Origin of the sequence: Rhodopirellula sp. UBA1907, assembly GCF_002337565.1 — a bacterium.
Taxonomy (GTDB): Bacteria; Planctomycetota; Planctomycetia; order Pirellulales; family Pirellulaceae; genus Rhodopirellula; species Rhodopirellula europaea.
On record NZ_DDGH01000106.1, the window covers coordinates 4,518 to 15,927 of the forward strand.

8 protein-coding genes are annotated in these 11,410 nt (G+C 56.1%); 4 read left to right on the top strand and 4 right to left on the bottom strand.

The features are described 5' to 3' along the window. The first annotated feature begins 8 nt into the window (after positions 1-8). Positions 9-1,169, top strand: a complete 1,161-nt coding sequence (locus tag B2R17_RS26415) for a transposase (protein WP_286766403.1) — start codon at positions 9-11, stop codon at positions 1,167-1,169. Between the two features lie 253 nt (positions 1,170-1,422). Here B2R17_RS26415 and B2R17_RS26420 read toward each other — a convergent pair whose 3' ends face one another. Then, positions 1,423-2,226: an SHD1 domain-containing protein gene (locus tag B2R17_RS26420; protein WP_286766341.1), complete on the bottom strand. Its 804-nt coding sequence runs from the start codon at positions 2,224-2,226 to the stop codon at positions 1,423-1,425. A 785-nt stretch (positions 2,227-3,011) separates the two neighbouring features. Here B2R17_RS26420 and B2R17_RS26425 point away from each other — a divergent pair. The 3 genes from B2R17_RS26425 to B2R17_RS26435 all read left to right on the top strand — a co-directional run bounded on the left by B2R17_RS26425 (position 3,012) and on the right by B2R17_RS26435 (position 6,269). Further along, positions 3,012-3,914 (top strand): reverse transcriptase domain-containing protein, encoded by a 903-nt coding sequence (locus B2R17_RS26425; protein ID WP_286766342.1) that lies wholly within the window; start codon positions 3,012-3,014, stop codon positions 3,912-3,914. 518 nt (positions 3,915-4,432) lie between these two features. Next, positions 4,433-5,689, top strand: a complete 1,257-nt coding sequence (gene ltrA / locus B2R17_RS26430) for a group II intron reverse transcriptase/maturase (protein ID WP_286766343.1) — start codon at positions 4,433-4,435, stop codon at positions 5,687-5,689. A 109-nt stretch (positions 5,690-5,798) separates the two neighbouring features. Beyond that, complete coding sequence (locus B2R17_RS26435) at positions 5,799-6,269, top strand: group II intron maturase-specific domain-containing protein (RefSeq protein WP_286766344.1); 471 nt, start codon at positions 5,799-5,801, stop codon at positions 6,267-6,269. 385 nt (positions 6,270-6,654) lie between these two features. Here the strand turns inward: B2R17_RS26435 and B2R17_RS26440 are convergent, their stop codons facing one another. From B2R17_RS26440 to B2R17_RS26450, 3 genes are all read right to left on the bottom strand, one after another. Beyond that, complete coding sequence (locus B2R17_RS26440) at positions 6,655-7,986, bottom strand: PQQ-binding-like beta-propeller repeat protein (RefSeq protein WP_339886640.1); 1,332 nt, start codon at positions 7,984-7,986, stop codon at positions 6,655-6,657. A 100-nt stretch (positions 7,987-8,086) separates the two neighbouring features. Then, positions 8,087-9,883, bottom strand: coding sequence for an arylsulfatase (locus B2R17_RS26445; protein WP_286766346.1), 1,797 nt, complete (start codon positions 9,881-9,883; stop codon positions 8,087-8,089). Between the two features lie 55 nt (positions 9,884-9,938). Beyond that, entirely contained in the window at positions 9,939-11,378 is a 1,440-nt protein-coding gene (locus B2R17_RS26450) for a sulfatase-like hydrolase/transferase (RefSeq protein ID WP_339886623.1), read from the bottom strand. Between the last annotated feature and the right edge of the window lie 32 nt (positions 11,379-11,410).

Here is an 11,410-nt window from a genome sequence, read left to right on the forward strand (position 1 = left end):
GCAGTGCGATGCCGAGGCCCCAACGATGCGAACAGTTTGATCCGACAGAAGTCGGGATCGTGCATGTGGTCCAGCGATGCGTTCGCAGAGCCTTCCTCGCAGGTGTCGACCAAGCCACAGGCCAGGACTACTCGTTCCGCAAAGAATGGATTCGCCGGCGAATGGAGGCCCTGGCTTCCGTGTTCGCCGTCGATGTCCTTTCGTACGCGGTGATGAGCAATCATATCCATCAGATTCTCCGCAATCGGCCGGATGTCTGTGCGCAGTGGAGCGACAAGGAAGTCGCGATTCGCTGGCTGCGGGTGTTCCCCGGCCGACGCCTCGAAGAACACTTGGCCGAGCCCACTGAAAACGATGTTCAGATGCTCGTTCGCGACAAAGAACGACTGGCCGAAGTCCGCCTCCGACTGTCGGATATCTCCTGGTTCATGAGAGCCCTGGCGGAACCGATCGCCCGAATGGCAAACAAACAAGACGAGTGCACCGGCAGATTTTGGGAGGGACGCTTCAAGGCACAAAAAATCGTCGATGAAGCAGGGCTGCTCGCGTGCAGCATGTATGTCGACCTGAATCCGGTCCGGGCGGCCATGACAGCATCGCCAGAGTCCAGTCCGCACACCAGTGCCTTCGACCGGATCGAAGCTCGCAAGGGCGAGCGGATCCCATCCGCTGCGTTTGACCTGAAACTAATCCCAACCGACGAAGCCGGACGTCAAACCCGGGAGACTCCCGTCGAGACTCTTCGGCGAGAGCGAAAAGCCAAACGCCGCAATCCGACCGGGAAACGAATCCGACGAGACGAATGGTTGAGCCCACTCACGATGAGCGAAACCGAACTCTCTACCGAACCGCAAGTCCACACGAAGGGGTTCCGCAGCAGCGACCGCGGGTTCCTGAACATCCGCTGGAGTGACTACAAACGGTTGCTCGATTGGACCGCGGCACAGGCCATCGCCGACGAAGCAGCAAAATTGCCCGAGCGCCTCGCTGCAACCCTCACTGAAATCGGGATCGACGCCTCGATGTGGCGAGCCCTGGTGTGGGATTGGCAAAAGTACTTTGGAAAATCCAGTTGCATTGGGCGTCCTGAGTCGATGAAAGCGGATGCAGAACGCACTGGACGCCACCACCATCGAGGCCAAGTCCAGGCCGCAGCCTGTTTCGGTTAAGCAGCCCAGACGCAACCGCCGAACTTCGCAGCGATGCCTGGCTCGACAGAACAGTGAAGATCAACTGTTCATCGCTGCTGCGCCCACACGGCCGAAATCATGAGCCCAACACCCCGGAGCGTGGAATCAACGCAGCATCGCTCAAAAACCGAGGCAACCACCCCCAATCCACCGCCTGCCCAACCAACTGTCCGCATCGCCCAATCCACAAAGTGGCTGGCACCTTATAAAAAAGCCCAAAGTGGCTGGCACCTTATAAAAAAGCCCTCGAAAGACTATTCAGAAGTTTCGCGAACGCGTTTCGGTAGGTTTGCAGTTCGTCTTCGCTGATGCCGGAGTTGTACAAATGCGTCAGCGTGAAGTACCGCATGAACCGTTGCGATCGCTCAGGCTGTTGTTGCAAGTCTTGATCGATCAATGCCACGACTTGGTCATTGCTGACGAACGGTCGCTCGGGTTCGTCATTGATCGCAGGTGATCCCGCGGCGATCCATTCTTGGATGACTTGGATGTCCCGTGGACTCAGTCGTGGCTCTTCGCCGCCCGGGGGCATCACGCTGTCGTCATCCGCTTGAATGCGTTCGATCAGTAGCGAGTCTTCTCCGGGTTCCGCAATGGTTTCGGCAAGCTTTCCGAGATTGACGACAAAGTTGAAACCACCTTCGCTCGTTCCATCTTCGCCGTGGCAGCGATGGCAAGCATCTTGCAGAAGAATCTTGGTTTGAGTTGCCAACTGTTTGGGTGACATGTCTAGCGCGGACGCTGAGTTCGACATTGCTGCGGATGCCTGGGTGTCGGCGGGACGATCGCTTTCGGAACTTGGACCAGCTTTTTTCGCGACCAATTCTTTCAGGAAGGTCTGGTCCTCGTCACTCAGTTTCGCGACGGGGATGCTGATGATTTTTCCATCGGGACGTTCCAGGACAACTTTGTCGCCGTGGACGACCACCAACTTCGCTTCGATTCGATACTTCCCAGTCGCATCGGTCCATTCGCGTGCCTGCAAAGTAGAGAGAGCCGTGACCGCGAGCAGCAGCAAAAAGATCGTGAATCGCATGAATCCCGGTCAAACAAAAGAAAAGAGAGGCAAGACCTCCAGGCCACGTGCAACGCCTGGTTTCCATCGTGGATTCCAGTATATCGAAGCAGCCACCACCGAGCGCAAGTCTCCAGATCAAATCTCTCCTTAAAGCAACCATGTAGCCGACTGAGGCCCTCAGTCGGCCTGAACGCACCTATCGCAGCAAGCGATTAACCTCCCCTGCGGACACGAGTCCACGAGCTTCCGAATGTGATCGCATGGCAGAGCTGTTTTGCCAACAGAGGGCCTCTGTCGGCTAGTGCGCCTGCAAAGGCGATTGAATTGTCAGGTGAAAGTCCTGATCGGGGAATTCGTTACCGCCCCGTAGCTGATGGTAACTGCGTTTTCAACAGAAAGGGTGGAGAGCAATCAAAAGCGAATGAGCAGTCCGTAACTGTATTGTGAACTCGATTCGGCCAAGCCTGTCGGGGAGCCTTCTAGCAATGAGCGAACCCTTGACTGCACGCAATCGGCCCAGCGATGACCGGTCTAGGTCAGCCCGACGACTGTGCGGGCGGTCGGTGCAGCAGCCACGACGATGAACGAACTCGGTAACGTGAGAAATCGAGCGTGGCGAAATGGCGATGCGGTGGTTGGAGACGGAATGTTCGGAAGTTCAATCGAGAGAAGCAGGGAGATCTCGGCGAGCAGCAGACCGCTGAAGCTCAGCCGAGAAGTCAGAGCCTTCATAGTAGTGTCGACCACTGGGAACCAAACCCGGTGCGAGCGAAGGGAGGCAGGGAAGTGGATACGAGAAGACCATGCCAGCGAAACGTAAATCGAAAGACTACATCCCGGTGACAGTGCCATTTTCGGCGGAATCCCCGTCGGCCAAGGCTAGCCGTGCTGGAGAACCTGAGAAGAAGTCAGCAATTGAGATTTCTTCGTGGGCGAATCGCAGTGTCTGGACGGATCGTATGTTGAACGCACTGTCCGTAGGAGTGCGAGGAGGTAAATGGCATGCCTTGATTGACAAGGTGTACCGTGAGCTGCACCTGTTCGTGTCGGCCCGCAAGGTTGTCGGCAAGAAGGGAGCAGCGGGAGTGGATCGGCAAAGCACCGAGGATTTCAGCGAACAGGAGATCGCTGAGATCAAGCAACTGTGTGAACAGTTGCGAACCGACACCTATCGTCCACAGGCGGTACGTCGGGTGCAAATTCCCAAACCGGGCAGCAAACAAACGCGGCCTTTGGGAATTCCAACGGTTCGAGACCGCGTCGTGCAAACGGCGTTGGTCAACGTCATTGAACCGATCTTCGACCACGAGTTCCATGAACGAAGCTTCGGCTTCCGCCATGGCCGCAGCTGTCACGATGCACTGCGAGTGGTCGAAGGGTTACTGGAGACCGGTCATGTCTTTGTGGTCGATGCTGACCTGCAAGGTTACTTCGACACGATTCCGAAAGACCGCTTGCTGGCGTTGGTCAGCGGGAAGATTTCGGATCGCCGGGTATTGGATCTGGTGAAGCTATTCTTGGACCAATCGGTCCTGGAGGAACTTCGCGAGTGGACGCCTGAGAGTGGCGTGCCGCAAGGGGCTGTGCTTTCCCCGCTGTTATCCAATCTGTACCTCAACGAGCTGGACCACCGGATGGCCGATCTGGGCTATGAAATGGTTCGCTACGCCGACGACTGTGCGCCAGGCAATGTGCACTTGAGATGAGGGTTTGTTGGTCCCTCGGAGCCTGCTTGCGGAAGCTGGCTTCAAACCACCATAAGCGGCTGGGGTTAAGAGCCCTGGTCGTGAGCGTTATGGAAAAGGTGAGACTTGATCTCGTCAGGTATGAAACGGACAGACGAATGAAAATGAACCACCGATGACCCGTCGAAAGCGTAGGAACGATGTCAAAACCGGGAGGTAGTCGTTAGCCCGGGATCAGTGCTGAAGGTGATCCGCTTACTGTCAGCATGGCATCCGGCGTAAAGGTGGCGTGAATCTGTTTCAGGCTCAAGTGTGGAACCTGGGAACCTGTCGCCTCGATGATTGTGGCCCGGCTGATTTGATTCATCGGGCCACAGCAAGGGAGCCGTCCAAGTGGCAGACCCACAAGGACCTGAGTACCGATGCGAGGCACAGGGGCGGACTGGTCTGTAGTAGTGACGAAGCGTCTGTAACGGGCGTGGAGCGAAGGGACCAGATTGTTCAGCTAATGAACTGAGTCAACTAATAAGGAGGAACTCATGACAGAAGCAAAGCCGTATGCGATTCCAAAGCAACTCGTTTGGGACGCGTACAAGAAAGTGAAAGCGAATCGCGGCGTGGCCGGAGTGGATGGTCAATCGTTGGCGGACTTCGAGAAGGACTTGAAGAATAATCTCTACAAGCTCTGGAATCGAATGTCCTCTGGCAGTTACTTCCCGCCTCCGGTTCGTCTCGTCGAGATTCCCAAAGGCACTTCGGGTCAGACCCGCCCGCTGGGCATTCCGACTGTTTCAGATCGAATCGCACAGATGGTGGTAAAGCTGATGCTTGAGCCGCAGGTTGAACCACACTTCCACGAAGACTCGTACGGCTACCGGCCGGGCAAGTCGGCGCTGGATGCGGTGGGGGTGACTCGCCAGCGTTGCTGGCGTCGCGACTGGGTGATCGATCTGGATATCAAAGGCTTCTTTGATAACCTGCGTTGGGACCTGGTGATGCGAGCACTTGAGCATCATACCGATGTGCCATGGATTCTACTCTACGTAGAACGTTGGTTGAGAGCTCCGGTCAGACACGAAGACGGACGGCTCGAAGAACGTACGAAGGGCTCGCCACAAGGTTCTGTGATCAGTCCCTTGTTGTCGAATCTGTTCATGCATTATGCGTTTGACCAGTGGCTTCGGCGGAATCATCCGTCGGTTCAGTTCGCCAGGTACGCAGACGATGCGGTCGTGCATGCACGTAGCGAGCAAGAAGCGGAAACACTGCTTGCTGGATTACGCGAACGACTTGCAGAATGTGGTCTGGAACTCCATCCGGAGAAAACCAAGATCGTGTACTGCAAGGACGACGATCGTCGCGGAACGTATGAGCAGACCTCGTTCGATTTTCTGGGTTACACGTTTCGTCCTCGTCGGGCCAAGAACCGGCATGGCAAGCTGTTCGTCAGCTTCCTCCCGGGGGTGAGCCCGAAGGCGGCGAAGTCCATCCGCGCGACGATTCGTTCGTGGCGGTTGGGCGCGACTCGCAACAATCAGCGATTGGAAGATCTCGCGAAGTTCGTCAATCCTTTCGTACGTGGCTGGGTGAACTACTACGGTCGGTTTTACCAATCGGCGTTGACACCCGTCTTGCGAGAACTTGAACGCAGCCTTGTGTACTGGGTTCGCCGCAAGTTCAAGCGATTGAGGGACCATCAACGACGAGCGGTTCATTGGCTAGGGCAAGTTGCCCGGCGTGAACCGAACTTGTTTGTTTTCTGGTCTCACGGAATTCGTCCTGCGACTGGACAATAGGAGCCGGATGAGCCGAGAGGTTCACGTCCGGTTCTGTGAGAGCCTGGGGGTGCGATTCCCCCGGGCTACTCGACTTGTGATCCTGTGTCGTAGTCAGGAGCAAGCGGAGTTGGCCCTTGAGGAAGTCAAACGCTTCGTCTGTGAAGCCGGTTTGACGTTGCACCCCGAGAAGACGCAGATCGTTGACAGTCGGGTCAAGAGTTTTGACTTTCTTGGGTACTCGTTCCGCGGGAAGCTCCGGTTTCCTCGCGCGAAGAGTCACCAGAAGATGGTCGACACGATTCGACGGTTAACGCCCCGAAAGAGCGGCCAATCCCTGGAAGCGACGATCGCACAGATCAATCGCGTGACGGTGGGTTGGTTCAGCTACTTTCGTCACTGTACGTGGAACATCTTCGACAAGTACGACGGGATGGTCCGCAAACGACTGCGACGTCAGCTCTTGAAGCGTCATCGACGCAATCCTAAGCGGCTGTGTCGCACGCATCGTTGGCCCAATGCCTACTTCAGCGAGCGAGGTTATCGAAGTCTGCGTTTAGCCCACTCAGCTTACGTTCAATCCCTCGACGGGACCCACTGACTGGCGAGCCGTATGCGGGAGAACCGCACGTACGGTTCTGAGGGAGGGGAGTCCGGCTCAACCGGACTTCCCTACCCCTATCGTAGTTGCTCATGGTCGGAGGACCGTCCTGAATCGACAGACCACACCGAATCGCAGTTCAGTAACGTCGCCGATCAAGTCAACGCCTTGAGAGGACCACCCATCCCGCTGCAACCATCCACAAACCCTCGCCAACCACCGACCAGTAAACATGTAGCCGACTGAGGCCCTCAGTCGGCTTGATCGCAACCAATCGCAGCAAGCGATTGACATCCCCGCCAGAAACGAGGCCACGAGTCTACGAATGTGATCGCATGGTAGATCTGTTTTGCCGACAGAGGGCCTCTGTCGGCTACGCGATTGTTCAGGGTGCTTGGATCTTGAACAGGAACTCTTTTCCACGAACGAAGATTGCGCTGTTGGAGACGGCGGGGCATGCCGAGGTCGCCATCTCTGGCACGTCGTTGGTCGCGATGATCTCGGGTTCTCGCTGAGCCTTCACGACTGTTCCGAGTCCACTTTGATTGAAGAAGTACAGATGATCGCCAGCGAGAATCGGCGACGCCAAGTAGTCGCCGGAAATACGTTTCTTCCAAAGTTCCTCACCGTTGTTCACATCAATGCACGACAACACACCGTTGTCGGTGACTTGGAAGATCAGTCCGTCGTGCTCGATCGGTTTGGCGAAACGAGGGTTGCCGCGTTCACGCACCCATTCGACGTGCGAGTCCGTGACGTCGCCTTGGGTGGACTCGTCTAGGCGAACCGCGACAAGCTGCGCACCACGGGAACCAGTGTTGATGATCGCGAGCTTCTTTTCTGGCAACCACAGCGGCCGAATGCCAGCGTTGTAGCTGTTGTGTCGCAGCGTCCAAAGTTCTTTGCCGGTTTCAAGATCGTAGCTCTGCATCGCTCGAGCACCGACGGAGAGAACTTGCGTTTGCTCGCCAACTTGGACGATCGCGGGTGTGCAGTAGGCTTTCCGCATGTCCCCGTCACGCAGTGGTTTTCCGTCGTCACCCAGGTCTTCGTAGTCGGTGCTGCGATCGGTTCGCCAGAGAGTCTCGCCGGTTTCGGCATCGAGTGCAGTGGTGTATTGCTGGTCAACGCCGTCAAAGGTCAGCACCAATTTGTCGTCGTACAAAACGGGCGAGGAACCTGGGCCTCGAAAATGCTGGCACGGCAAATCGCGTCGTTGCCAAATCACCTCAGCGGTCTCGGCATCCAGCTTCGCGGTTCCATAGCTGCCGAAGTGAACGTAAACGGCCCCTGGTCCCAGCACACAACTTGGTGCCGCGTAGTTGTTGAATCCGCGAGCACCACCGAGTTCTTCGACTTCCTCGTTTTCAAACAGCAGTTTGTCGTGAAGGATCTCGCCAGTTTGCTCATCGATCGCGATGACAAATTGCTGCTTTCCATCCTTGGTTGCTGTCGTCAGCCAAACCTTTCCGTCGCTGATCACCGGCGTCGAGTGTCCTTCATCGTGCAAAGGAGCCTTCCAGGCAACGTTCTTGGTATCCGTCCAGTGAATCGGCAGTCGCTCGGCATCAGCGTCAGCGATCACCCCGTTGAGATTCGGCCCATGTCGATCCGGCCACTGCGCAAATCCACGCGGTGCAGCAATGGTCAACGACGCCAGGAAAACGGCGACGCAAAGAGAGTTCAAAATCAATCGAGTCATGACGATCGCTTGCACGAAACACGGTGGGCAGTGGGGAGGGAATCTCAAGGAGAGCATTGTAATTGACGTTCCGCATAGATTGGTCGTCAAGCGGCAGCGATCGTTTCGACAGCCCTCAATCCTGCGTCGTCAGGAAGACTTGATGGACGCCAGCGTTGATGGAGTCGGACAAGGTCACCGAGAGAGTTTGTGGCCCCACCGGAATCGTTGCTTCCAAGAAGTGACCACGCCGCTCGCCCGGTGCGACTTCGAAGGTGTGCGTCTCATCATTCAAGTGAAGTGTTGCGGTTCCTCCACGATGATCTTTGTCGGTCAGGATCAATTCGATCTCGTAGCGTTTCTCTTCTGGAGCGTCCAACAACCAGAAGCCAGTGGAGTTCTTTGCCCAGGGACGACCGCTGGAGTGGCGCCAATCTTGCCGTGTCAAAACCGTTTGCGGTTCATGCTCGGTGCCGATGACGATCCGAGGCGGTGCGTAGTTGTCAGGACGAGTTGAGGAAACATCATCGAACCACTTGGAGTAGGCCTCTTTGAGCCGCTGAACGATCTCAGGATGTTTGTCAGCAAGATCATTTTGCTGCTTGGGATCTTCTTCCAGGTTGTACAGTTCGAACTTGGGCTCGCCCTCAAAACGCTCTTTGCCAAAGCCACTCGGGTGCACCAATTTCCACTGATGTTCGTGCATCGCGAAATGATGGAATTTTTGCGGCACGTTGCCTCGGTGAGTTTGAAAGGCAATCGATCGCGTTTCCCACTGTGAGTCATCCATTTCTCCGGTCAGCAATGGTAGGAAACTCTTGCCATCGAGTGCGGGCGATTCCGGAACCGCGACTCCACAAGCATCGAGCAACGTCGGCATCAAATCGATGTGAGCCAGCATGACGTCCGTGGTGTCGTTCGCATCCACTTTCGCGGGCCAATGAAACAGCAAGGGGGAACGAATGCCGCCGTCATCCACCTGTGTTTTGTTGCCTCGCATGTTGCCGACATAGCGTCGCGAATTGGGACCGTTGTCATTGAGGTAAAGCACAATCGTATTTTCGCGAATTCCGAGCTTGTCGAGGGACGCGAAAAGTTTGCCCACGTTTTGATCGATGTTGGTGATCATCGCGGAGATCCGAGCCAGCTTGTCAAACTCGGCGCTGCGTCTTTTGGCGGGAAGATCGTTCACCAAAATCGGCGAGAAATCGACTTGCTTGTATTCCTCATAGAGTTCGTTTGGTACATCGTCGAACGGTCCGTGCGGGGCGTTGGTGGCGATGTAGCTAAAGAACGGTTTTCCCGATTCGGTTTGCTTGCGAGCAAAATCAATTGCCGCGTCAAAGAAGATGTCGGTGCAGTAACCTTCCATGGCCACTTCGTCACCGTTGTGAAAAAGTGTCGGGTCGGTGTACTTTCCTTCGGCTCCAATCGGATCCGATGGCTGACCGATGCCGCCACCACGGTGAATCAAGCTCTCGTCAAAACCCTGGTCCATTGGCCGCATGGGATAGTTGTCGCCCAGGTGCCATTTGCCAAAGATGCCGGTTTGGTAGCCCGCTTCGCTGAGCTGTTCTGCCAGCGTGACTTCGTCCGGATCCATCATCGCTCGACCAACATACGTGTCGATGCAACGCGTTCGGTAGTTGTATCGCCCCGTCATCAGGCTGGCTCGAGTCGGGGCACACACGTTGCTGACATAGAACCGGCTCAGGTATCCGCTCTGCGTTCGCATCTCGTCCAGCGAAGGCGTGCGGATGAGCGGATTGCCCATGAAGCCGTAGTCGCCGACGCCTTGATCGTCGCTCATGATCACGATCACGTTGGGACGACCCGCCTCGTTGGTTTCAGCCGCTGAAGCCGACGGAGAAGACAGGATCGAGCAAGCCAACAACAGAATGCTTGCGGAGGCAAAGAGAGAGAAGGTTTTCATGTGGGAACCAGGTGGGAATCAATGGTGGGAGGCGTTGTTCAGAAGAGCGTCGAGTTCAGCGACTGCGGCCATCGTCGACGATTTGTTTCATGCGTTTCCGAAGCCGTTGAACGATGTCCGGATGGTCTTGGTAGAGGTTGTTGGCTTCGGCGGGATCGTTCTTCAGGTTGTAAAGTTGACCGGTCGGGCCACCGGGTTTCGGCGGGATGCGTGATGGTTTGGAAAAACCGCCAGAACCCAGTCCGGTGATCAATTTCCAATCGCCTTCTCGGATCGTCATCGTGGATTTGCTTCCAGCCCGCATTACGAATTCGGTTCTCTTTGAGTCTTGTTGGAATGGCTGTTGAAGCAACGCCGGCAAAAAACTGTGGCTGTCCGGCCCAGCGTCCTGGGGAAGCTCCGTTTCCCAAATGTCGGCGAAAGTGGCCATCAGATCCGTGAAGCAAACCAGATGATCCGTGCTGCTGGATGCGTTGGCGCGACCTGGCCAGCGAACGATGAACGGCATCCGGTGCCCAGCCTCCCAGGCGTCGGCTTTCATCCCTCGAAAACCGCCGGCTGAATCATGCTGGAATCGCTCTGTGTCGTTCTCGTACCAGACCGGCCCATTGTCCGAGGTGAAGATGACGATCGTGTTTCGTTCCATGTCGTGCAGTTTCAGAGCACCGAGCACGCGTCCGATTTCGTGATCGACCATCATCACAAAGTCGCCGTACGAGTCGACTTCGCTTTTGCCTGCAAATTGGGCGCTTGGTAGCCAAGGTGTATGAGGCGCCGGGTAAGCCAGATACAGCATCAATGGCGTCGCATCGTGAGAGTTTAGATGGGTCTGGATGGTGTCGATCGCCAAATCCGTGAAGTGTGGCAAAACATCGGCCAGTTCCAGATCCGGAGCGATACCGCCGGCTCGCCAGAACGCACCTTGAATCGGTGACCATCCTTCACTCGCGTTGGCTTCGATGCGATCCGTTGGCGGATGGACCGCTTTCCGATCGTTGATGTAGAAGTAAGGCGGAATGTCGGTCGACGCTCGGATGCCAAAGAAGTGGTCGAAGCCACGGTCCACAGGGCCACCCAACAACGGACGGTCGTAGGTTTCGTTGGCACGTTCTTCAAATCCCAAGTGCCACTTGCCAATCATTGTGGACCGATAACCCTGCGATTTGGCAAGTGACGCCAGCGTGGCTTGATCCGGCTCGATCAAAGGTTCACGTGGCCAAACGCTGACGTTGGTCCGAAACGGATAGCGTCCCGTCATCAGCCCATACCGTGACATGTGACACAGAGGTCCGGGTGCGTGGGCGTTGGTGAATCGCATCCCGTCGCGAGCAAGCGAATCGATGTTCGGCGTTTCGATCTTGGAGTCGGGATTGAAACATCCCGGGTCTCCATACCCCATGTCGTCCACCAAAATCACAACGACATTGGGACGTTCGGCAGCGAAGAGTACTGATGCAAAGAATGCGAGCGAAAGTGAAAGAATATAGCGATTCACGAGATTGGTAGGCGAGAGGCGAGAGGCGAGAG

Bases quoted from the DNA above. Each gene is read 5' to 3' on its own strand.
- B2R17_RS26420 (WP_286766341.1), bottom strand. From the start codon at position 2,226: ATGCGATTCACGATCTTTTTGCTGCTGCTCGCGGTCACGGCTCTCTCT.
- B2R17_RS26415 (WP_286766403.1), top strand. From the start codon at position 9: ATGCCGAGGCCCCAACGATGCGAACAGTTTGATCCGACAGAAGTCGGG.
- ltrA (WP_286766343.1), top strand. From the start codon at position 4,433: ATGACAGAAGCAAAGCCGTATGCGATTCCAAAGCAACTCGTTTGGGAC.
- B2R17_RS26445 (WP_286766346.1), bottom strand. From the start codon at position 9,883: ATGAAAACCTTCTCTCTCTTTGCCTCCGCAAGCATTCTGTTGTTGGCT.
- B2R17_RS26425 (WP_286766342.1), top strand. From the start codon at position 3,012: ATGCCAGCGAAACGTAAATCGAAAGACTACATCCCGGTGACAGTGCCA.